General features: G+C 54.8%; 23 protein-coding genes and 1 other annotated feature. Of the genes, 7 read left to right on the top strand and 16 right to left on the bottom strand.

Annotated elements, in window-relative coordinates; translation table 11 throughout:
* Positions 1 to 5 precede the first annotated feature (5 nt).
* The 10 genes from ihfA to L2I46_RS01190 form a co-directional block, all read right to left on the bottom strand.
* Positions 6 to 305: an integration host factor subunit alpha gene (gene ihfA / locus L2I46_RS01235; RefSeq protein ID WP_002909098.1), complete on the bottom strand. Its 300-nt coding sequence runs from the start codon at positions 303 to 305 to the stop codon at positions 6 to 8.
* A 4-nt stretch (positions 306 to 309) separates the two neighbouring features.
* A complete protein-coding gene (pheT, locus tag L2I46_RS01230; RefSeq protein ID WP_236947475.1) occupies positions 310 to 2,697 on the bottom strand; it encodes a phenylalanine--tRNA ligase subunit beta in 2,388 nt (795 codons plus the stop codon).
* A 15-nt stretch (positions 2,698 to 2,712) separates the two neighbouring features.
* The gene (gene pheS, locus L2I46_RS01225; RefSeq protein ID WP_002909105.1) at positions 2,713 to 3,696 is read right to left on the bottom strand and encodes a phenylalanine--tRNA ligase subunit alpha; all 984 of its coding nucleotides are present in this window, start codon (positions 3,694 to 3,696) and stop codon (positions 2,713 to 2,715) included.
* Between the two features lie 63 nt (positions 3,697 to 3,759).
* Positions 3,760 to 3,884: a sequence feature (Phe leader region), on the bottom strand.
* The gene (gene pheM, locus L2I46_RS01220) at positions 3,835 to 3,879 is read right to left on the bottom strand and encodes a pheST operon leader peptide PheM (RefSeq protein WP_001386830.1); all 45 of its coding nucleotides are present in this window, start codon (positions 3,877 to 3,879) and stop codon (positions 3,835 to 3,837) included. Its footprint overlaps the feature before it by 45 nt.
* A gap of 118 nt (positions 3,885 to 4,002) precedes the next feature.
* Positions 4,003 to 4,359: a 50S ribosomal protein L20 gene (rplT, locus tag L2I46_RS01215; RefSeq protein WP_000124850.1), complete on the bottom strand. Its 357-nt coding sequence runs from the start codon at positions 4,357 to 4,359 to the stop codon at positions 4,003 to 4,005.
* A 50-nt stretch (positions 4,360 to 4,409) separates the two neighbouring features.
* Positions 4,410 to 4,607: a 50S ribosomal protein L35 gene (gene rpmI / locus L2I46_RS01210; protein ID WP_001124225.1), complete on the bottom strand. Its 198-nt coding sequence runs from the start codon at positions 4,605 to 4,607 to the stop codon at positions 4,410 to 4,412.
* Positions 4,608 to 4,699: 92 nt separating this feature from the next.
* Positions 4,700 to 5,242 (bottom strand): translation initiation factor IF-3, encoded by a 543-nt coding sequence (gene infC, locus L2I46_RS01205; RefSeq protein WP_004189469.1) that lies wholly within the window; start codon positions 5,240 to 5,242, stop codon positions 4,700 to 4,702.
* 3 nt (positions 5,243 to 5,245) lie between these two features.
* A complete protein-coding gene (gene thrS / locus L2I46_RS01200; protein ID WP_017900777.1) occupies positions 5,246 to 7,174 on the bottom strand; it encodes a threonine--tRNA ligase in 1,929 nt (642 codons plus the stop codon).
* A 431-nt stretch (positions 7,175 to 7,605) separates the two neighbouring features.
* Positions 7,606 to 7,839, bottom strand: coding sequence for a hypothetical protein (locus L2I46_RS01195; protein ID WP_023290114.1), 234 nt, complete (start codon positions 7,837 to 7,839; stop codon positions 7,606 to 7,608).
* Between the two features lie 269 nt (positions 7,840 to 8,108).
* On the bottom strand, positions 8,109 to 8,867 hold the full coding sequence (locus tag L2I46_RS01190; RefSeq protein WP_004203142.1) for a DUF481 domain-containing protein: 759 nt from the start codon (positions 8,865 to 8,867) through the stop codon (positions 8,109 to 8,111).
* 355 nt (positions 8,868 to 9,222) lie between these two features.
* On the opposite strand from L2I46_RS01190, the gene pfkB reads away from it, so the two are divergent.
* The 3 genes from pfkB (at position 9,223) to L2I46_RS01175 (ending at position 11,511) form a co-directional block, all read left to right on the top strand.
* A complete protein-coding gene (gene pfkB, locus L2I46_RS01185) occupies positions 9,223 to 10,155 on the top strand; it encodes a 6-phosphofructokinase II (protein ID WP_050533300.1) in 933 nt (310 codons plus the stop codon).
* Positions 10,156 to 10,248: 93 nt separating this feature from the next.
* Positions 10,249 to 10,533: a type V toxin-antitoxin system endoribonuclease antitoxin GhoS gene (gene ghoS / locus L2I46_RS01180; protein ID WP_023290116.1), complete on the top strand. Its 285-nt coding sequence runs from the start codon at positions 10,249 to 10,251 to the stop codon at positions 10,531 to 10,533.
* 105 nt (positions 10,534 to 10,638) lie between these two features.
* On the top strand, positions 10,639 to 11,511 hold the full coding sequence (locus tag L2I46_RS01175; protein WP_023290117.1) for a fructosamine kinase family protein: 873 nt from the start codon (positions 10,639 to 10,641) through the stop codon (positions 11,509 to 11,511).
* 43 nt (positions 11,512 to 11,554) lie between these two features.
* On the opposite strand, the gene tonB is transcribed toward L2I46_RS01175, so the two are convergent.
* Positions 11,555 to 12,301, bottom strand: coding sequence for a TonB system transport protein TonB (gene tonB / locus L2I46_RS01170; RefSeq protein WP_032453270.1), 747 nt, complete (start codon positions 12,299 to 12,301; stop codon positions 11,555 to 11,557).
* Between the two features lie 210 nt (positions 12,302 to 12,511).
* Between tonB and L2I46_RS01165 the strand changes: the two genes are divergently transcribed.
* Both L2I46_RS01165 and L2I46_RS01160 read left to right on the top strand, forming a co-directional pair.
* Positions 12,512 to 12,808 carry a YciI family protein gene (locus L2I46_RS01165; protein WP_002910042.1) on the top strand — a complete coding sequence of 99 codons (297 nt, stop codon included), beginning with the start codon at positions 12,512 to 12,514 and terminating at the stop codon, positions 12,806 to 12,808.
* 684 nt (positions 12,809 to 13,492) lie between these two features.
* Positions 13,493 to 14,140 (top strand): YceI family protein, encoded by a 648-nt coding sequence (locus L2I46_RS01160; RefSeq protein ID WP_236947474.1) that lies wholly within the window; start codon positions 13,493 to 13,495, stop codon positions 14,138 to 14,140.
* 281 nt (positions 14,141 to 14,421) lie between these two features.
* On the opposite strand, the gene L2I46_RS01155 is transcribed toward L2I46_RS01160, so the two are convergent.
* Positions 14,422 to 14,595, bottom strand: coding sequence for a YciY family protein (locus L2I46_RS01155; RefSeq protein ID WP_023290120.1), 174 nt, complete (start codon positions 14,593 to 14,595; stop codon positions 14,422 to 14,424).
* Positions 14,596 to 14,738: 143 nt separating this feature from the next.
* Between L2I46_RS01155 and cls the strand changes: the two genes are divergently transcribed.
* Together cls and L2I46_RS01145 are read left to right on the top strand one after the other, a co-directional pair.
* The gene (gene cls / locus L2I46_RS01150; RefSeq protein WP_023290121.1) at positions 14,739 to 16,199 is read left to right on the top strand and encodes a cardiolipin synthase; all 1,461 of its coding nucleotides are present in this window, start codon (positions 14,739 to 14,741) and stop codon (positions 16,197 to 16,199) included.
* Positions 16,200 to 16,233: 34 nt separating this feature from the next.
* Entirely contained in the window at positions 16,234 to 16,563 is a 330-nt protein-coding gene (locus L2I46_RS01145; protein ID WP_002910079.1) for an HI1450 family dsDNA-mimic protein, read from the top strand.
* A gap of 63 nt (positions 16,564 to 16,626) precedes the next feature.
* Here L2I46_RS01145 and L2I46_RS01140 read toward each other — a convergent pair whose 3' ends face one another.
* From L2I46_RS01140 to oppC, 4 genes are read right to left on the bottom strand one after another with little or no spacing between them, the layout of a single operon-like run.
* A complete protein-coding gene (locus tag L2I46_RS01140; protein ID WP_236947473.1) occupies positions 16,627 to 17,454 on the bottom strand; it encodes an ion transporter in 828 nt (275 codons plus the stop codon).
* 53 nt (positions 17,455 to 17,507) lie between these two features.
* Positions 17,508 to 18,512, bottom strand: a complete 1,005-nt coding sequence (gene oppF, locus L2I46_RS01135; RefSeq protein ID WP_002910083.1) for a murein tripeptide/oligopeptide ABC transporter ATP-binding protein OppF — start codon at positions 18,510 to 18,512, stop codon at positions 17,508 to 17,510.
* Positions 18,509 to 19,522 (bottom strand): ABC transporter ATP-binding protein, encoded by a 1,014-nt coding sequence (locus tag L2I46_RS01130; protein ID WP_023290123.1) that lies wholly within the window; start codon positions 19,520 to 19,522, stop codon positions 18,509 to 18,511. Before L2I46_RS01130 ends, oppF begins: the two co-directional genes overlap by 4 nt.
* Positions 19,523 to 19,533: 11 nt before the next feature.
* Positions 19,534 to 20,442: an oligopeptide ABC transporter permease OppC gene (gene oppC, locus L2I46_RS01125; protein ID WP_004145396.1), complete on the bottom strand. Its 909-nt coding sequence runs from the start codon at positions 20,440 to 20,442 to the stop codon at positions 19,534 to 19,536.
* Between the last annotated feature and the right edge of the window lie 14 nt (positions 20,443 to 20,456).

The following is a 20,456-nucleotide window of genomic DNA, read 5'->3' as shown; positions in this document are numbered from 1 at the left end:
TCAGATTATTTGTCTTTAGGCGACGCGTTTTCGACACGGCTTTTCAGCTTCTGACCGGGTCTGAAGGTCACCACGCGCCGGGCTGTAATGGGAATATCCTCCCCCGTCTTCGGGTTACGTCCCGGGCGTTGGTTTTTATCCCGCAAATCGAAGTTGCCGAACCCGGAGAGTTTGACCTGTTCTCCGTTTTCCAGAGCACGACGGATCTCTTCGAAAAACAACTCGACCAGTTCTTTGGCATCCCGCTTGCTAAGCCCAAGCTTATCAAACAGATATTCTGACATTTCAGCTTTTGTAAGCGCCATAGGTTCAATCCCTCAATGATGCCTGGAATCGCTCTTTTAATGCCTCTACACATCTGGCAACGGTAGCGGCAATCTCCTCTTCTTCGAGTGTACGGCTGGTATCCTGCAGGATCAGGCTAATCGCAAGGCTCTTATACCCTTCCGCCACACCTTTACCACGGTACACGTCAAATAAGTTTACGCCAACTACCTGATTTACGCCAACTTTCTTACATTCGGCTAAAACATCGGCGGCAGCCACGTTTTCCGCGACCAGCACCGCGATGTCGCGACGGTTCGCCGGGAAGCGGGAAATGTCGCGCGCCTGAGGCACCACGCGGTCTGCGAGCTTGTTCCACTCCAGTTCAAACACCAGAGTGCGACCGTTCAGATCCAGTTTACGTTCCAGCTCAGGATGAACAACCCCAATGAAACCAATGCGTTCACCTTTAAGATAAATCGCTGCGGATTGCCCCGGATGCAGCGCGGTGGTCGCTTCAGCACGGAATTCGATATCCGCTAATTTTCCGGTTAAATCAAGAACGGCTTCCAGATCGCCTTTCAGATCATAGAAATCGACCGTCTCTTTCGCCAGTGTCCAGTGCTCTTCGTAGCGGTTGCCGCAGATCGCCCCGGCCAGCATCACATCCTGACGAATGCCCAGCGGCGCATTGGTGTCCGGCACAAAGCGCAGACCGCTCTCAAAGATGCGAACCCGGCTCTGCTGACGGTTCTGGTTGTAGACCACGGTCCCCAGCAGGCCAGTCCACAGCGACAGGCGCATCGCCGACATTTCGCTGGAGATCGGGCTCGGCAGGATCAGCGCCTCTTCACCGGCGTGGATCAGCTGCTGGACTTTCGGGTCGACGAAGCTGTAGGTGATCACTTCCTGATAGCCTTTGTCATTCAGCAGCGTTTTCACGCGCTTCAGCGACAGGTCGGCTTCACGGTGGGTACCCATGATCAGACCCGCCTGCACCGGCTCATCAGGAATGTTGTTGTAGCCATAAACGCGAGCCACTTCCTCGACCAGATCCTCTTCGATCTCCATGTCGAAACGCCAGCTCGGGGCCACCGCCTGCCATTCGCCCTCGCCCACCGTCACTTCGCAGCCGAGGCGCTGAAGAATGTCAGTGACCTGCGCGTCGTCGATATGGTGGCCAATCAGGCGATCCAGTTTGCTACGACGCAGAGTGATGGTGGCGCGTTTTGGCAGGGTCGCTTCGTTGGTCACGTCGATCACCGGGCCGGCTTCGCCGCCGCAGAGGTCGATCAGCAGACGCGTGGCGCGCTCCAGCGCTTTATACTGCAGGGCCGGATCGACGCCGCGCTCATAACGATGAGAGGCATCGGTGTGCAGGCCGTGACGGCGCGCGCGGCCGGTAATGGACAGCGGGCTGAAGAAGGCACACTCCAGCAGTACGTTCTGGGTTTCGTCGTTAACGCCGGAGTGTTCCCCGCCGAAGATCCCGCCCATTGCCAGCGCTTTGTTGTGGTCAGCAATGACCAGGGTATCGCTGTCGAGCTTCGCTTCGGAGCCATCGAGCAGGACCAGGGTTTCGCCCTCTTTCGCCATGCGCACCACGATCCCGCCTTCGATACGGTCGCGGTCAAAGGCGTGCATCGGCTGGCCCAGCTCAAGCAGCACATAGTTGGTCACGTCAACCACCGCGTCGATGGAGCGGATCCCGCAGCGGCGCAGTTTCTCTTTCATCCACAGCGGCGTCGGCGCTTTGACGTTGATGCCTTTTACCACGCGGCCCAGATAGCACGGGCACGCCTGCGGGGCGTCAACCTGAATCGGCAGCACATCGTCAATGGTGGCGGCTACCGGGGTGATTTCCGGCGCGTTCAGCGGCGCCTTGTTCAGCACGGCCACATCGCGCGCGACGCCGATGATGCCCAGGCAGTCGGCACGGTTCGGGGTGACGCTGATTTCGATGGTGTTATCGTCAAGCTTCAGATATTCGCGAATATCGGTACCGATCGGCGCATCCGCCGGCAGCTCGATAATTCCGCTATGATCATCGGAAATGCCCAGCTCGGAGAAGGAGCACAGCATCCCCTCTGACGGCTCGCCGCGCAGCTTCGCGGCTTTGATTTTAAAATCGCCCGGCAGCACGGCGCCGATGGTCGCCACGGCGACTTTCAGCCCCTGACGGCAGTTTGGCGCGCCGCAGACGATGTCCAGCAGGCGTTCGCCGCCGACGTTGACTTTGGTGACGCGCAGTTTGTCGGCGTTCGGGTGCTGACCGCACTCCACTACTTCACCGACAACGACGCCGTTGAAGCTGCCGGCAACCGGCTCAACGCCGTCCACTTCGAGGCCCGCCATGGTGATCTGATCGGAAAGCGCTTCGCTGTCGATCGCCGGGTTAACCCACTCGCGTAACCACAGTTCACTGAATTTCATTGTTCTGTCCTGCCCTTATTTAAACTGTTTGAGGAAACGCAGATCGTTTTCGAAGAACGCGCGCAGATCGGTGACGCCATAGCGCAGCATGGTCAGACGCTCCATGCCCATGCCGAAGGCGAAGCCGGAGTACACTTCCGGATCGATACCCACGTTGCGCAGCACGTTCGGGTGCACCATCCCGCAGCCCAGCACTTCCAGCCATTTGCCGTTTTTACCCATCACGTCAACTTCCGCGGACGGCTCGGTGAACGGGAAGTAGGACGGACGGAAGCGTACCTGCAGATCTTCTTCAAAGAAGTTGTTCAGGAAGTCGTGCAGGGTTCCTTTCAGATTGGTGAAGCTGATGTTTTTATCAACGATCAGACCTTCCATCTGATGGAACATCGGGGTGTGGGTCTGATCGTAGTCGTTACGATAGACGCGGCCCGGCGCGATAATACGGATGGGCGGCTGCTGGTTTTCCATGGTGCGGATCTGCACGCCGGAGGTCTGGGTGCGCAGCAGGCGAGTGGCATCGAACCAGAAAGTGTCGTGGTCAGCGCGCGCCGGATGGTGGCCCGGGATATTCAGCGCATCGAAGTTGTGGTAATCATCTTCGATTTCCGGGCCCGTCGCCACGGTAAAGCCGAGCTCACCGAAGAAACTTTCAATACGGTCGATGGTGCGGGTGACCGGATGCAGACCGCCATTCTCAATGCGGCGGCCCGGCAGCGAAACGTCGATGGTCTCTGCAGCCAGACGAGCATTCAGCGCCGCGCCTTCCAGTTCGGCTTTGCGCGCGTTCAGCGCCTGCTGTACCTGCTCTTTCGCTTCGTTGATGACCGCACCGGCTGCCGGACGCTCTTCCGGCGGCAACTCACGCAGGGTGGTCATTTGCAGGGTCAGATGCCCTTTCTTACCCAGGTATTCCACGCGGACGTTGTCCAGCGCAGCAACATCTGATGCCTCGTTAATGGCTGCCTTGGCACTGGCAACCAGCTCTGCGAGATGTGACATGGTTTTCCTCATTATGTCGGTGCAGACACCGGTTATAGTGAAATTAATATTCCGAATCCATATACGAAAAAAGCCTCCACAGGGGAGGCTTTCTGGCGCTGTTTTCCGTTTCTTCTTTCACGCGCTAGCCTCCTGAGTTCAGGTGCTAAAGTAAAAAAAGAAGCGGAAAATAGCAGCATTCATGCTTGCATTACCTTGTCTGGTAAGAAACGTCAGACCTGTATTGAAAAGCCTGCGCCGATAAAAGTCAATGTATTGATGGTGTTGAAACGAAAAGAGGGAGACAAGCTCCCTCTTTCAACTGGCTTATGCCAGAGCTGCTTTCGCTTTTTCGACCAGAGCGGTGAACGCTACTTTGTCGAATACGGCGATGTCAGCCAGGATCTTACGGTCGATTTCAACAGAGGCTTTTTTCAGGCCATTGATGAATTTGCTGTAAGAAATACCGTTCTGACGTGCTGCTGCGTTGATACGTGCAATCCACAGTTGACGGAACTGACGTTTACGTTGACGACGGTCACGGTAAGCGTACTGACCAGCTTTGATAACAGCCTGGAAGGCAACGCGGTATACGCGAGAACGCGCACCGTAGTAGCCTTTAGCTTGTTTCAAAATTTTCTTGTGACGTGCACGTGCAATTACACCACGTTTTACGCGAGCCATGTGTGCTCTCCTGTATCTATTCTAAGTTAAAAAAGTTAAACGTTAACGACTTATGCGTACGGCAGGCACGCGATAACCAGGCCCAGATCGCCTTTGGAAACCATGGCTTTCGGACGCAGGTGACGTTTACGCTTGGTAGCTTTTTTAGTCAGAATGTGACGCAGGTTAGCGTGCTTGTGCTTAAAACCACCTTTACCGGTTTTTTTGAAGCGCTTAGCAGCACCGCGTACGGTCTTAATTTTTGGCATTTTAATAACTTCCACTTCGCATTGTTAATAAACGAAACAAAGGCGAACAAAACCAGTGAGCCGAAGCCCACCGGAAATGTTTCTTGATGGCCTTACTGTTTCTTCTTAGGAGCGAGCACCATGATCATCTGGCGGCCTTCGATCTTCGTTGGGAAGGATTCGACTACTGCCAGTTCAACCAGATCGTCTTTCACGCGGTTAAGCACTTCCATACCGATCTGCTGGTGGGCCATCTCACGACCGCGGAAACGCAGCGTGATTTTGGCCTTATCGCCATCTTCGAGAAAGCGAATCAGGCTGCGGAGTTTTACCTGATAGTCACCTTCATCAGTACCAGGGCGGAATTTAATTTCCTTAACCTGGATAACTTTCTGCTTCTTCTTCTGTTCCTTAGAAGACTTACTCTTTTCATAAAGGAACTTGCCGTAGTCCATGATACGACAAACTGGCGGCTCGGCGTTAGGGCTGATTTCAACTAAATCTACTCCAGCCTCTTCAGCCTTTTCGATAGCTTCTCTCAGACTCACAATACCCAGCTGCTCACCTTCCAGACCTGTTAAGCGAACTTCCTGGGCGCGAATCTCGCCATTGATACGATTCGGACGTGCCGTTTGAACTCGTTTTCCGCCTTTAATACCTTATTCCTCCAGTTGTTGAAGACTGCGGCTGCGAATCTCTTGTTGCAGCTTCTCGATCACTTCATTTACGTCCATGCTGCCGAGGTCTTTCCCGCGACGGGTGCGCACGGCCACTTTGCCGGCTTCGACTTCTTTGTCGCCACAGACCAACATATACGGGACACGACGTAAAGTGTGCTCGCGGATTTTAAAGCCAATCTTCTCATTTCTCAAGTCTGCTTTTACACGAATGCCCGCATTTTGTAGTTTACGCGTCAATTCGTTAACGTATTCAGCCTGAGAATCGGTGATATTCATGACCACCACCTGCACTGGTGCAATCCAGGTTGGGAAGAAGCCAGCGAACTCTTCGGTCAGGATGCCAATGAAGCGCTCCAGAGAACCGAGAATCGCACGGTGGATCATGACCGGCACCTGACGCTCGTTGTTTTCGCCCACATAGGAGGCGCTTAAACGCTGCGGCAGAGAGAAGTCCAGCTGTACCGTACCGCACTGCCATGCACGATCGAGGCAGTCATACAGGGTAAATTCAATTTTCGGGCCGTAGAACGCCCCTTCACCCAGTTGATATTCAAATGGGATATTATTTTCTTCCAGCGCCACCGCCAGATCCGCTTCCGCGCGATCCCAGGTCTCGTCGCTGCCGATACGTTTTTCCGGGCGAGTCGACAGTTTGACAACGATCTTCTCGAAGCCAAAGGTGCTGTACATATCATAAACCATACGAATACAGGCGTTCACTTCATCGCGAACCTGATCTTCAGTACAGAAGATATGCGCATCATCCTGGGTAAAGCCGCGAACGCGCATCAGACCGTGCAGCGCGCCTGATGGTTCGTTACGGTGGCAGCTACCAAACTCCGCCATACGCAGCGGCAGATCGCGGTAGGATTTCAGCCCCTGGTTGAAGATCTGCACGTGGCCCGGGCAGTTCATCGGCTTAATGCAGTATTCACGGTTCTCAGAAGAGGTGGTGAACATCGCATCTTTGTAGTTGTCCCAATGGCCGGTTTTTTCCCACAGCACACGGTCCATCATGAACGGACCTTTGACTTCCTGGTACTGATACTCTTTCAGTTTCGAACGGACAAAGGTTTCCAGTTCACGGAAGATAGTCCAGCCGTCGTTGTGCCAGAACACCATCCCAGGCGCCTCTTCCTGCATATGATACAGGTCGAGCTGCTTACCGATTTTACGGTGGTCGCGCTTGGCGGCTTCTTCCAGACGCTGCAGATAAGCATTCAACGCTTTTTTATCTGCCCACGCGGTACCGTAGATACGCTGCAACATTTTATTGTTGCTGTCGCCGCGCCAGTAGGCACCGGCGGTTTTCATCAGCTTGAAGTGATGGCAGAAGCGCATGTTCGGCACGTGCGGACCGCGGCACATATCGATATATTCTTCATGATGATACAAGCCAGGCTTGTCATCATGGGCAATGTTTTCGTCAAGAATAGAAACTTTATAGCTTTCGCCGCGCTTCACGAAGGTTTCACGCGCTTCGTGCCAGCTCACTTTCTTCTTGATGACATCGTAGTTTTTCTCGGCGAGCTCATGCATACGTTTTTCGAGCGCGTCGATATCTTCCTGAGTCAGGGTATGGTCGAGGTCTACGTCATAGTAGAAGCCATTATCAACAACCGGACCGATAGCCATTTTGGTGTTGGGCCACAGCTGCTTGATGGCATGACCTAACAGGTGCGCGCAGGAGTGACGAATGATCTCCAGCCCTTCTTCATCTTTAGCCGTGATAATAGAGAGGGTGGAATCAGTTTCAATCGGGTCGCAGGCGTCTACCAGTTCACCGTTTACCCGCCCGGCGATGGTGGCTTTCGCCAGGCCCGGGCCGATATCCAGCGCGACGTCCATCGGGCTGACAGCGTGATCAAAATGGCGTTGGCTGCCATCAGGAAGCGTAATTACAGGCATTTTATGTCCTTATTTGCAGTGGTGCCCCACACGAAAGAGCACATACAAAACTATATAATCATCATTATCATCAGGTTAAGGCGCAGTTCCCGCTTCACTCTGCGAAAAGAGGAGCACGACCGGAGCGATCGTTCCCGCCTGCTGCCGCCTGCTGATAACACCGGGGAGTAGTTTACACATCATTGGTACGTGATTAAAGCCGTAATAGCATAAATGATGGCGGAATGTGGAGAAAACAAGAGCCGCGCGGATAAAAGCAGAATATCCGCCAGGAAGACGCGATAATAATCACCAGCGAAACCGGATGATATTATGCGGACAAACTAAAAGAGACGCCTTGATATTGCCTGCGTGATGTTTAGCGCGGGTCGTTAAACCGGTACCACTCTACCCGGCTTAATAGTCCGCCCGTGAAGCAGTAGCCTGCGATATTAAGACCACTCGCCAGCCACCAGCGTATGCACATTAAAGGCATCGCTCATGGATTGTCCGGTGCTACGGGAACCGGGGGCAATATTCGAACCGGCCTCAACGTCGGTTGCTTTGGCGATACCTACCTGCGTATGGTCCTGGTTACCCGACGGCGGAACTGGCGTGGCGGCTGATGCGCCAAAGGAAAGCACGCACAGCGCCAGGGCTGCGATGGTAAATTGGCTGTTTTTCATGATGTTTATTCTCTTATTACGGAAGACGGACCGAACAATGTCGCCATTCGGTCAGTGACTCTTAGTATAGATCCAGATCACATATTTGTCCGTCGAATATTTAGCTTTTCGTGTCAAATAGAATGAATATTTGTCAGCAAACGGAGAATAATGGAGAAAAGATGGAGGCCCGTTTCTTTTTATAAAAACTAAAACGAATTGCCAGAAAAAATAATGTCACTTATTGCTAAATCTAAAACGATCAGGCCGGGAAACCCGGCCTGAAAATATTACATCTTATACCCGAGGGAGAGCGAGGTCCGGCGATCGGTATGCTCCGGCGCAGACGCAGGCGGCTCCGAGTTCCAGGTGACGTTGTACGCCACTTTCAGCGCAAAGTGGGCGTTAATCGCCACGTTTAACGCGCTCTCTGAGTTGACCGTGGTGTCCTCGGCGCCAAACACCGATACCCCTTGAGTAAATTTGGCGTTGTCGGTCATCTGCCAGGCCCAGGTTCCGGAGGCGTAACCCAGCGGCTGAGTGTCGGTATCCCCGTCGGTGTATTCGTCATAGCGAACGCCAGGACCAAATTCAAACCGCAGGCTATGCACTGGTCCGTTGAGGATTTGACGACCATAGCCCGCCGTCAGAACATCGCGCTGCTGATAGCCGTTGTAGCGGTCGGTTAGCCAACTGCCCTGCCCAAAGACGTAGTTCATATCGGTCAGGTTATAGCGGCTACGGCCACCGACAGCATATTTCTCTGAGGAGCGCTCATCGTTGGACGAGGTGTTGCTGGCATTGCCCCACAGCGACCAGGCGGTGGTATTGCCATACCAGGTCAGGGTGGAATCGGCCGTCATTGAGGAGTTCTTGGTGTTGCCGGACTGCGCCAGGTAACCTGCGTTGACCACCCCTTCGAACGGTTTTTTGGCAGCGGAAGGGTCATCCATGACGGTAAATACAGAATCATCGGCCATTGCGCCAACAGACGCAAAAAGCCCCCCCGCCAGCATGACCGCTGCGGGTACTGTCTTTAAAAGCTTCATTATAACTCTCTAAAATACATTTTTTAGGACAGTACAAATGATGAACAGGCGTCACTTTGCCGGCTCATTGAATTTAGCGTCCGTACAACATAAAAGAGACCTGTGGGTCCCGGAAACTTTCGCGAGGATCGCGGAGTGCAGGTCCTAAGAAAGGTAGCAAATTATAAAAAAGCACGAATAACATAGCAATCACTTACTCTTTCGTTTTTTGAATAAGACAGCTCCGGAAACAATCTTTATTTCATAATGAAAATACAGGCTTCTTTGCAAATCTCTCAGGGACAGCCCTTTCCCTCCCTGGATCATCGTGCCATGCTTAAATAAAGTACAGTCGCCGTATTAAGGAGGAGAAGGAATGACCAAAATTTATACGCTCACGCTGGCCCCCTCGCTGGATAGCGCCACCCAAACCCCGCAGATCTACCCGGAAGGGAAACTCCGCTGCAGCGCGCCGGTATTTGAACCCGGCGGCGGTGGGATCAACGTCGCCCGCGCCGTGACCTTTCTCGGCGGGAAAGCCACCGCCATTTTCCCTATTGGCGGCGCCACCGGCGAGCACCTTGCCGCCCTGCTGGCCGATGAGCAGGTGCCGGTCGAGACCGTCGAAACCCGCGACTGGACGCGACAGAACCTGCACGTTCACGTAGCCGCCAGCGGCGAACAGTATCGCTTTGTGATGCCCGGCGCCGCGCTGACAGACGATGAATTCCGCCGTCTGGAAGAGAAAGTCCTGACCATCGACACCGGCTCTCTGCTGGTGATCAGCGGCAGTCTGCCGCCAGGTATCAGCGTCGAAAATCTGATGCAGCTGGTTAAGCATGCGCAACAGCAGGGCCTGCGCTGCATTATCGACAGTTCCGGCGACGCGCTGGCCGCCGCGCTGGACGTCGGCAATATTGAATTAGTGAAGCCAAACCAGAAAGAGCTCAGCGCCCTCGTGCAGCGCGATCTGAGCCAGCCCGATGACGTTCGCCTTGCCGCTCAGTCGTTGATCCAGTCCGGTAAAGTTCGCCGGGTGGTGGTCTCCCTTGGTCCGCAGGGGGCGTTGGGGGTTGACGCCAGCGGCAGTGTTCAGGTGGTGCCGCCGCCAATGAAAAGCCAGAGCACCGTCGGCGCCGGCGACAGCATGGTGGGCGCCATGACCTTACGTCTGGCGGAGAACGCCAGCCTCGAAGACATGGTACGCTTTGGCGTTGCCGCCGGTAGCGCCGCGACCATCAACCAGGGCACCCGCCTCTGCTCGCAGGCCAATACGCAAAAAATCTACGATTATCTCTGCGGGCGTTGATCTCCCCTGCCCCTCCGCGCTGGCGGAGGGGAGCCACGATATTTGCAGGATGGTCTATGCTGGAAAGGCCATGCATAACAACGGGGTGTAGAAATGAGCAATGATATTACCGCCTGGGTCGTCAGCGTGAACTTCCACGAACAGGCGCTAACGGAGATCAATGAGGTCAGCAACCATTTTACCCGGGCAGGGTTTGTACTGACGCTCAATGATGAAGAGGGCACTCCCCATGAGCTGGGCACCAATACCTTTGGCCTGCTGAGCGCCCAGGCAGCCGAGGAAGTGAAGGCCCTTAGCGCCGGACTGGCGGAAGCGGCCCTTGGCCGCCCGGCGGAGATCGCCGTCAGCACATTCGCTGAATGGTTAAAAGCTCAATAAGTGCGTTTAGCGCAACGTAAAGCGTCAGTTGTGCGTCAGTTCCAGGTTTACCCGGTAGTAATGCGCTAACCTTATGATATGGTGGAAAACATGGGGAGAGACAGCATGTGGCAAGCAATCAGTACTCTTTTACGCGATTGGCATACCGAAGACGCTGAAATCGAACTGAAAACCGAGCTGCCCGGCGGAGAGATCCATTCTGCCTGGCATTTGCGTTTCGGGGGCAAAGATTACTTCGTGAAATGCGACGAACGGGAACTCCTGCCTATCTTCACCGCCGAGGCCGATCAGCTGGAGCTGCTGTCGCGAAGCAAAACTGTTCGCGTACCACAGGTCTTTGCCGTCGGCAGCGATCGCGACTACAGCTTCGTGGTCATGGAATACCTCCCTCCCCGTCCGCTGGATGCGCATAACGCTTTCCTGCTTGGCCAGCAGTTAGCCCACCTGCATCAGTGGAGCGATCAGCCGCAGTTCGGTCTGGATTTTGATAACGATCTTTCCACCACGCCGCAGCCCAACGCCTGGCAACGTCGCTGGTCGGTGTTTTTCGCTGAGCAACGTATCGGCTGGCAGCTGGAGCTGGCGGCGGAGAAAGGGTTGCACTTTGGCGATATCGATACCTTAGTCGATGTGGTACAGCAGCGGCTGGCCAACCATCAGCCGCAACCTTCGCTGCTACACGGGGACCTGTGGTCCGGCAACTGCGCCTTAGGGCCGGATGGCCCCTACATCTTCGACCCGGCCTGCTACTGGGGCGATCGCGAATGTGATTTAGCTATGCTGCCGATGCACCCGGAACAACCTCCGCAGATCTATGACGGCTATCAGTCCGTCTCACCGCTGCCGGCTGGTTTTCTCGAGCGTCAGCCGATCTACCAGCTTTATACCCTGCTGAACCGGGCGATATTGTTCGGTGGCCAGCACCTGGTGACGGTCCAGCAGGCGCTGGACGATGTCTTGATGGAAAAAACGCGTTAGACAAGGTTTACGGCGGACCTCCCCGGTCCGCCGCCCTGCATTATCAGTTAATCTCGACGCCGTTGAGACGGAATTTAATGGTCATCGTCACGCCGGTTCCCGGTTTTGCCTGCTCGTAACGCCATCTGCGCATCGCGCTTTTCACCTCGCGCTCAAACATATTCGCCGGCTGGGCGGAGAGGATCTGCAGATTATCAATTCGGCCATCAGGCGTGACGTCAAACTTCACCCGCACCGTTCCTTCAATGCGCAGCGCCTGAGCGCGCGCCGGATAGGTCGGCTGAACGCGGCTGATCGCCCGCGGGCCGCTCGGGGCAGTGACGGTGGGTTTGGCCGCTGCGGTGGAGGTGCTCGGCGCGGTGCGCGCTGGCGTCGTATTGTTGTTTTCAAACGGTGAAGCCGGACGCGGCTCCGCGGCCGGTTTGACGTCCCGCTTCGGCTGCTCAACCTTTTTCTCCGGCCTGGGCTTCGGTTTAGGTTTGGGCTTCGGCTTAGGTTCTGGTTTATGGATCACCACCGGCGCCTCTTTCGGCGGCTCCGGGACCACCTCAGGCTCCGGCTCCGGTTCAGGTTCAACAACGGGCTGCACGACGGGTTGCGCCGCCGGGGGCGGCTCAAGATCGGCCGGCGCCACCATCGTGATCTCTATCGGCTGCGTCGGGGAAGGCTGTTCAATAACCTGATGTACCGAGGTATAAAGCAGCCCCGCCACAACGGCACCGTGGATAGCCACGGATAACAGCGTTGGCCACGGGAAGCGGCGAGGTAAATCAAGGGTCATTGCGCTCATAGTCGTTTCTGTTGAAAAATGATGCTCCGATTTTAAATGCAAATAGCAATCATATTCAATAAGCCGTCTTAACCTGAGTCAATTTTTGCCACCATTTGCGGAAAAAAGCCGCGTCAGCGGGGCATTCGACGCCGGGGCGCATCTTTGCATTGCAGTCCATCGTCGTTTAACTTAACGTAATTCGCCTGTTTAATGATAAGGAGCTTTGCCGTGCTTTACGTTATCTACGCTGAAGATATCGCCGATTCTCTGGAAAAGCGGCTCTCGGTTCGCCCCGCGCACCTTGCGCGTCTACAACTTTTACATGATGAAGGTCGGCTGCTTACCGCCGGGCCAATGCCGGCCGTTGACAGCAACGAACCGGGCGCAGCCGGATTCAGCGGCTCAACGGTGATCGCTGAGTTTGAATCGCTGGAAGCGGCTCAGGCCTGGGCTAATGACGATCCGTATATCGCCGCCGGCGTCTACCGCCAGGTCTCGGTGAAGCCGTACAAAAAAGTGTTTTGAAAAATATTCCCTTCGATTTTTCTGGTTAACAACAACGCACCAGGCCATCAGATGAAAGGGCGCATTTTGCTACATCACATTAAAATGTCGCCCTTTTTAACCGCACGCAAGCGTTGTCTGTTATCCGCCGGAGACGCCATGAAGATGAGCACATCCCTTCTCCTTCGACGACATCATCGACCCTCACCTCGCCTTCTGCGGCCATAGAAAATGCTGACCAAACGTCGACGCCGGGCATGATTTTGAATTGCTAATGTATTGAATCAGTCTGCAACAGAGGTCTTGCATTGGATTTAGCGCTTGCTTTACAAGCCAGCACATCCTGACATCGCCCGGTAAATCCAAAACACAATTGAAAGAAGATCGTTAAAGAGAGATAGATGCTGATCAACAGATATAAAGGCCTGGAGTAAATAAGCATGCATATCCCGTTCCGTAGGTATGGGACCCCATATCACCATCTTACTGCATTCAGAAACGCGGTGGCTTGAAAGCGTCTGAAAATAAATGGAGTGCGCTGATACAGGCACATATCAATATGGAATGAACGTATAAAACTACGCAACCAGATTTACGTTGCAGATGATCATTTTTTAAAGTCGATTAATTTCGCTGGGTAAACTTCACGCAGAGTAATTGTAGGGTGATTTTAGGTTGATTAAAAAAATTGAACGGGAATAACAAATGTTTTCAATAAGTGCAGCATTTTTTTGGGCTACCATTTATGTACCTGACGCTTATGAGGATTTTTGTGTGAATACCCTGAAAAAAACCGCATTGCTTTCTCTGCTTGCCTTATATATTCCTGTGTCACAAGCCGCAGCGACAGAATATAGTCTGGATCCGCAGCATACTTCCGTTGTTATTGCCTGGAACCATTTTGGCTTCTCTAACCCTACAGCGTATATCTCTGATGTTTCAGGTAAACTGTCTTTTGACAAAGACAACCCGGAGCAATCCTCTGTGCACGTCACGCTGCCAGTCAAAACCATTGACACGCATGTCAAAGCGTTAACGGATGAGTTTTTAGGCAAAGAGAACTTCGATGTCAACACGTATCCTGAGGCCACTTTTCAGAGCACCCGAGTGGAAAGTAAAGGCGGCAATAAATATGATGTTGAAGGTAACCTGACCATTAAGGGCATCACCAAACCGGTTGTATTGCATGCCACTTTGAATAAACAGGATATGCATCCGATGGTGAAAAAACAGGCCATTGGTTTTGATGCCACAGGGGTAATAAAACGTTCAGACTTCAAGCTTGATAAATATGTTCCGGCGGTGAGTGATAACGTGACTATCACGTTATCCACGGAAGCCTATGCCAAATAAATTACCGCCCGCAAAAGCGGTGCGTTTTATTCAGGGTGGGTATCACTGATAGTGAGCATGACATTGAAAAACGATCGACGACCCCACGCCCTGTCCGGACTTCCACACGGCGGTGAATACCTGTTGCGGAAAAAGGCGTTCTGTCGATAATCCCCCGTCATACCCTGACAGGCATCGCATAGATATTTCAATAGGCGATCTGGCGATGTTAAAAGGGAATGCCGCGCAGAGCGGGAAAACGACAACGGCACCGCGTTTGGTGCCGTTGTTCTGCTCGTTGTTTAACAGTCGGGGAAGATAAACAGCAGAGCATGACGCTGCCGTTTCACCAGTCCCTTCCTGATAGCGAGGATCCGCATATTGCGGCGTGATTGGGCTTCCAGCCAGCGCGCTTTACGGCGATTCACCTGTCTCAGCATGCGCCAGCGCCCTACTTCCGTTCTACTACGCTTCATTGCAACGACTCTACGAGTGAAAACAGCCCCCATTATAAACCTCTACCGGCGACTGACCACCGCTTTCGCTGCGTTTTTATTTGCCAGAAAAATACTGATGCGTAAACTCATCACATAACGTCATTCAAAAGGATTTTACATCTATGACAACCTTTTACACGGTGGTGAACTGGCTGGTCATTCTGGGGTACTGGCTGTTGATCGCCGGTGTAACATTACGAATTCTAATGAAACGCCGCGCTGTGCCGTCCGCCATGGCATGGTTATTGATCATTTATATCCTGCCGCTGGTGGGGATCATCGCCTATCTCTCCTTTGGCGAGCTGCATCTTGGCAAGCGGCGGGCAGAACGCGCGAGGGCGATGTGGCCTTCCACGGCCAAATGGTTAAACGACCTCAAAGCCTGCAAACATATCTTTGCCGAAGATAACAGCCCGGTGGCCGAGTCCCTGTTCAAGCTTTGCGAACGGCGCCAGGGCATTGGCGGCGTAAAAGGCAACCAGCTGCAGCTGCTGACGGAATCTGACGACGTCATGCAGGCCCTGATCCGCGATATTCAACTGGCTCGCCATAACATAGAGATGGTCTTCTATATCTGGCAGCCAGGCGGTATGGCCGACAGCGTCGCCGAATCGCTAATGGCCGCCGCCCGTCGCGGAGTTCACTGCCGGTTAATGCTCGACTCCGCGGGCAGTGTGGCCTTTTTCCGTAGCCCATGGGCGGCGATGATGCGTAACGCCGGCATTGAAGTGGTCGAGGCTCTCAAGGTCAATCTGATGCGTGTGTTTCTGCGCCGGATGGACCTGCGCCAACATCGTAAAATGGTAATGATCGATAACTATATCGCCTACACCGGCAGCATGAATCTGGTCGATCCCCGCTACTTTAAGCAGGACTCGGGGGTCGGGCAGTGGATTGATCTGATGGCGCGCATGGAAGGCCCGGTGGCGACCTCGATGGGCATCGTCTACTCCTGTGACTGGGAGATCGAGACCGGAAAGCGTATTCTGCCACCGCCGCCGGACGTCAATATCATGCCGTTTGAAGAGGCCAGTGGGCATACCATTCACACGATCGCCTCCGGTCCGGGCTTTCCGGAAGATCTGATCCATCAGGCGCTGCTCACTGCCGCCTACGCGGCGAAAGAGCATTTGATCATGACCACGCCCTACTTCGTACCCAGCGACGACCTGCTGCACGCGATCTGTACCGCCGCCCAGCGCGGCGTGGATGTGAGTATTATTTTACCGCGCAAGAACGATTCGCTGCTGGTGGGCTGGGCCAGCCGGGCCTTTTTCACCGAGCTGCTGGCGGCAGGGGTGAAGATTTACCAGTTTGAAGGCGGCCTGTTGCATACCAAGAGCGTGCTGGTCGATGGCGAACTGAGCCTGGTGGGAACCGTGAATCTGGATATGCGCAGCCTGTGGCTCAATTTTGAAATCACGCTGGTCATTGATGACGCCGGCTTCGGCAGCGATCTGGCGGCGGTTCAGGATGACTATATCTCGCGCTCGCGCCTGCTGGACGCCCGTCTCTGGTTAAAACGTCCGCTGTGGCAGCGGATCGCCGAGCGACTGTTTTACTTCTTCAGCCCGTTGCTGTAAAACGTGCCCATCAGATACCGAATGAGTAGCAATCATGGATATGGATTTAAACAACCGCCTGACCGAAGACGAAACGCTTGAGCAGGCATACGACATCTTCCTCGAACTGGCGGCCGATAACCTCGACCCGGCGGACATCATTCTGTTTAACCTGCAGTTTGAGGAGCGCGGCGGCGCCGAGCTGTTCGACCCATCCGCAGACTGGGAAGAGCATGTGGATTACGATCTGAACCCGGATTTCTTCGCCGAAGTGGTGATTGGCCTGGCGGATACCGACGGCGGGGAAATCAATGATATCTTCGCCCGCGTGCTGCTGTGCCGCGAGAAAGATCACAAGCTGTGTCATATTTTGTGGCGTGAATAACGCTGACCCGCCAGTGAAAAGCCTGCCGCGTTCCACCCGGCAGGCTTTTTTTATGCCGAGAGTTTACTTCGGTAAGACATGACCGCAGGCGTGGCAAAACCGGGCGTTATCGTCATGGTCGCCCTGCTGGCACTGCGGGCATACCCGCTGCTGGCGCCGCCGGTTCAGGGCGCTGGTCATATGGGTGGTGATAAGCCCGGTCGGAATGGCAATAATGGAGTAGCCGATCAGGATGAGAATGGAGGCCAGGATGCGGCCCAGCGGCGTGTGCGGCGTAATATCCCCGTAGCCGACGGTGGTGATGGTCACAATGGCCCAATAGACCGAAGCGTTGAGCGTGGTAAAACCATACTCTGGCCCTTCTATCAGGTACATTAACGAGCCGAAAATCACCATCACAATGGCGATAAACGAATAGAACAGGATCAGCTGATGGCGCGCGCTGACAATCGCCCGCCAGAACACATTGAGCGAAGGCATAAAGCGCAACAGTTTGAGAATACGCAACGCGCGGATCGCCCGCATTGCCCGCCAGGCAAAGACATAATTGAGGCTAATTTCCGGCCACAGCCACATCACGTATAGCGGCAGGATGGTCGCTAAGTCAATAAACCCCCAGAAGCTGAAAATGTAGTGGAGCGGATTGGGCCATGTCGCAATACGCAGCAGATACTCCAGGGTAAAGACCGCGGTCACCATCAGCTCCAGCCAGACGAATAAATGCCATTCATCTAATGTCAGATGATATTGCGTGCCCAGCCCCGATTCGACAAATATCACCACCACGCTGAGCAAGGCGAAAAGTCCGCACAGCCCTTCGAAGCGGCGGCCGGAACGTCGGTTTTGATCGAAAAGCAAATGATAAAGCCGCCGGCGAGCGGCAGAAAGCATACCCACTTCGTTAACCTCGCAAAAAAAAGGCTGACCTGCGTCAGCCCCTGAGATTATAACGGGTCTACCTTAAGGCAGGAAACCGCATGGCGGAAACTGCCCTCCAGCACCGGGCGGGTTTTGGCGCACTCCGGTCCGGCGAGCGGACAGCGGGTGCGGAAGACACAGCCCGACGGCGGATTAATCGGCGAGGGTAATTCGCCCTCCAGCAGCTGGATGGTTTTCGTTTTTTCGAGGTCCGGATCGGGGATCGGCACCGCCGACATCAGCGCTTTGGTATAGGGGTGTAGTGGATTATGGTACACCTCATCGTAGGTTCCCAGCTCCACCGCATGGCCCAGATACATCACCAGTACGCGATCGGAGATGTGCTTAACCACCGCCAGATCGTGGGCGATAAATATCAGCGACAGTCCCATTTCACGCTGCAGCTGCTGCAGCAAGTTGACCACCTGAGCCTGGATGGACACATCAAGCGCGGACACCGGCTCATCGCAGATAATCAGCTTCGGCTCGAGGATCAGCGCCCGCGCAATGCCGATGCGCTGACACTGACCGCCAGAGAACTCGTGCGGATAGCGGTTGATCAGGTTAGGCAGCAGCCCGACTTTCATCATCATCGCCTTCACGCGATCGCGCACTTCCTGACGCGGCATCTTCGGATGATAGGTACGCAACGGCTCAGCGATGATTTCTCCGATGGTCATACGCGGGTTCAACGAGGCCAGCGGATCCTGGAAGATCATCTGGATATCGCTGCGCACGTCGCGCCACTCTTCCTGCTTCATGCCCAGCAGATCTTTACCCAGCCAGGCCACTTTGCCATCGGTAGCCTTCACCAGACCAATGATGGCACGGGCGAAAGTCGATTTACCGCAGCCGGACTCCCCCACCACGCCGAGGGTCTCACCTTCATAGAGACGCAGCGTCACGCCATCTACGGCCTTCAGCGTTTTCGACGGCTGCCAGAACCACTGTTTGCCATCTTTAATATCGAAATGCACCTTCAGGTCGGCAATTTCGAGCAGGACTTTTCGTTGTTCAGTTACGGCGTTCATAGCAGCTCCCCCACCGGTTTAAAGCAGGCGCGCAGGCGGCCTGGCGCGAACGACTCCAGCGGCGGCGCGCTGCTGCACTGTTCCATTGCGTGCGGACAGCGCGGCTGGAATGGGCAGCCCTTCGGCAAACGCAGCAGGTTTGGCGGGTTGCCCGGAATGGTCAACAACGCATCGCCTTCGGCATCCAGACGAGGAACCGCATTCAACAGCCCAATAGAGTAAGGGTGAGACGGCTGATAGAAGACATCGCGCGCCTGACCGTACTCCATGGTGCGGCCCGCATACATCACCAGCACTTTATCGCAGATCCCCGCCACCACTCCGAGGTCATGGGTGATCATAATGATGGCCGTATTAAATTCGCGTTTCAGCTCATTCAGTAACGTCATGATCTGCGCCTGCACGGTGACGTCCAGGGCGGTGGTCGGCTCATCGGCAATCAGCAGCCGGGGCCGGCAGAGCAGCGCCATGGCAATCATCACGCGCTGGCGCATCCCGCCGGAGAATTCATGTGGGAACATCTTCATGCGCTTGCGCGCTTCCGGCATTTTTACCGCGTCGAGCATCTTCACCGATTCTTCAAACGCTTCGGCTTTGCTCAGCCCTTTATGCAGCATCAGGACTTCCATTAACTGCTCGCCCACCCGCATATACGGGTTCAGAGAGGTCATCGGATCCTGGAAAATCATCGAGATTTGCTCGGCGCGCAGTTTGTTCAGCTCACGCTCAGGCAAATTGAGGATTTGCCGACCGTTAAAGGTGGCGGAACCCCCGATTCGGCCGTTGGCCGCCAGCAGTCCCATCAGGGCGAAGGCGGTCTGCGATTTACCGGAGCCGGACTCCCCGACAATACCGAGCGTCTCCCCCGCCTGCAGGGTGAAGTTCAGATCATTGACGGCGGTGACATCGCCATCCGGCGTTTTAAAGGTGACGCGAAGATCTTTCACGTCCAGCAGCAGGCCGCTGTGGCTCTGCGCTTGCGGCGCTTTTGCCGTTTCAATCATGGTCATGGCAGCGCTCCTTAGCGGTCTTTCGGGTCGAGGGCATCACGCAGACCATCGCCGATAAAGTTGAAACAGAACAGGGTCACCACCAGGAAACCCGCCGGGAACAGCAGCAGCCAGGGCGAGACTTCCATTGAGTTGGCGCCATCGCTGAGCAATGCCCCCCAGCTGCTGAGCGGCTCCTGCGTCCCCAACCCCAGGAAGCTGAGGAAGGATTCAAAGAGGATCATGCTGGGGACCAGCAGCGAGGCGTACACCACCACCACGCCCAGCACATTAGGAACGATATGGCGCAGCACGATGCTCGCTGTGGAGACCCCGCCGACCTGCGCCGCCTCAATAAACTCTTTGCGCTTCAGGCTCAAGGTCTGTCCGCGTACGATACGCGCCATATCCAGCCAGGAGACCATGCCGATAGCGACAAAAATCAACAGGATATTCTGGCCAAAAAAGGTCACCAGCAGGATAACGAAGAACATAAACGGGAAGGAGTTGAGGATCTCCAGCAGACGCATCATCACCGAATCCACTTTGCCGCCGAGATAACCGGAAAGCGAACCGTACAGCGTGCCGAGGATCACCGCCACCAGCGCCGCCGCCACCCCGACCATCAGCGAAATACGCCCGCCGATCGCCACGCGCACCAGCAGATCGCGACCGGAGGAGTCGGTCCCGAAGTAGTGGCCAGAGGCCATGTCCGGGGCGTTAGACATCATGCCCCAGTCGGTGTCGAAATAGGAGAATGACGACACCATCGGCGCGAAGGTCACGAACAGCGCAATAAGCACCAGCATAATCAGGCTGGTGACCGCGGCGCGGTTATGCATAAAGCGGCGACGCGCATCCTGCCAGAGGCTACGCCCCTCCACTTCCAGCTTCTCACTGAAGTTTTCCAGCGCCTCGCTATTTTTCTTACTTAACATCATGGCGAACTCCGGCT

The sequence above is a fragment of the Klebsiella sp. 2019SCSN059 genome (assembly GCF_021739525.1).
GTDB classification, from domain to species: Bacteria; Pseudomonadota; Gammaproteobacteria; order Enterobacterales; family Enterobacteriaceae; genus Klebsiella; species Klebsiella quasipneumoniae.
The sequence above is the reverse complement of the archived record's forward strand: the minus strand, read 5'-3'. Positions and strand labels throughout refer to the sequence as shown.

What these genes read in the sequence shown, in the direction of transcription:
- ihfA (WP_002909098.1), bottom strand. Translation starts at nt 305, where the DNA reads ATGGCGCTTACAAAAGCTGAAATGTCAGAATATCTGTTTGATAAGCTT.
- pheT (WP_236947475.1), bottom strand. Translation starts at nt 2,697, where the DNA reads ATGAAATTCAGTGAACTGTGGTTACGCGAGTGGGTTAACCCGGCGATC.
- pheS (WP_002909105.1), bottom strand. Translation starts at nt 3,696, where the DNA reads ATGTCACATCTCGCAGAGCTGGTTGCCAGTGCCAAGGCAGCCATTAAC.
- rplT (WP_000124850.1), bottom strand. Translation starts at nt 4,359, where the DNA reads ATGGCTCGCGTAAAACGTGGTGTAATTGCACGTGCACGTCACAAGAAA.
- rpmI (WP_001124225.1), bottom strand. Translation starts at nt 4,607, where the DNA reads ATGCCAAAAATTAAGACCGTACGCGGTGCTGCTAAGCGCTTCAAAAAA.
- thrS (WP_017900777.1), bottom strand. Translation starts at nt 7,174, where the DNA reads ATGCCTGTAATTACGCTTCCTGATGGCAGCCAACGCCATTTTGATCAC.
- L2I46_RS01195 (WP_023290114.1), bottom strand. Translation starts at nt 7,839, where the DNA reads ATGAAAAACAGCCAATTTACCATCGCAGCCCTGGCGCTGTGCGTGCTT.
- L2I46_RS01190 (WP_004203142.1), bottom strand. Translation starts at nt 8,867, where the DNA reads ATGAAGCTTTTAAAGACAGTACCCGCAGCGGTCATGCTGGCGGGGGGG.
- pfkB (WP_050533300.1), top strand. Translation starts at nt 9,223, where the DNA reads ATGACCAAAATTTATACGCTCACGCTGGCCCCCTCGCTGGATAGCGCC.
- ghoS (WP_023290116.1), top strand. Translation starts at nt 10,249, where the DNA reads ATGAGCAATGATATTACCGCCTGGGTCGTCAGCGTGAACTTCCACGAA.
- L2I46_RS01175 (WP_023290117.1), top strand. Translation starts at nt 10,639, where the DNA reads ATGTGGCAAGCAATCAGTACTCTTTTACGCGATTGGCATACCGAAGAC.
- tonB (WP_032453270.1), bottom strand. Translation starts at nt 12,301, where the DNA reads ATGAGCGCAATGACCCTTGATTTACCTCGCCGCTTCCCGTGGCCAACG.
- L2I46_RS01160 (WP_236947474.1), top strand. Translation starts at nt 13,493, where the DNA reads ATGTTTTCAATAAGTGCAGCATTTTTTTGGGCTACCATTTATGTACCT.
- L2I46_RS01155 (WP_023290120.1), bottom strand. Translation starts at nt 14,595, where the DNA reads ATGAAGCGTAGTAGAACGGAAGTAGGGCGCTGGCGCATGCTGAGACAG.
- cls (WP_023290121.1), top strand. Translation starts at nt 14,739, where the DNA reads ATGACAACCTTTTACACGGTGGTGAACTGGCTGGTCATTCTGGGGTAC.
- L2I46_RS01145 (WP_002910079.1), top strand. Translation starts at nt 16,234, where the DNA reads ATGGATATGGATTTAAACAACCGCCTGACCGAAGACGAAACGCTTGAG.
- L2I46_RS01140 (WP_236947473.1), bottom strand. Translation starts at nt 17,454, where the DNA reads ATGCTTTCTGCCGCTCGCCGGCGGCTTTATCATTTGCTTTTCGATCAA.
- oppF (WP_002910083.1), bottom strand. Translation starts at nt 18,512, where the DNA reads ATGAACGCCGTAACTGAACAACGAAAAGTCCTGCTCGAAATTGCCGAC.
- L2I46_RS01130 (WP_023290123.1), bottom strand. Translation starts at nt 19,522, where the DNA reads ATGACCATGATTGAAACGGCAAAAGCGCCGCAAGCGCAGAGCCACAGC.
- oppC (WP_004145396.1), bottom strand. Translation starts at nt 20,442, where the DNA reads ATGATGTTAAGTAAGAAAAATAGCGAGGCGCTGGAAAACTTCAGTGAG.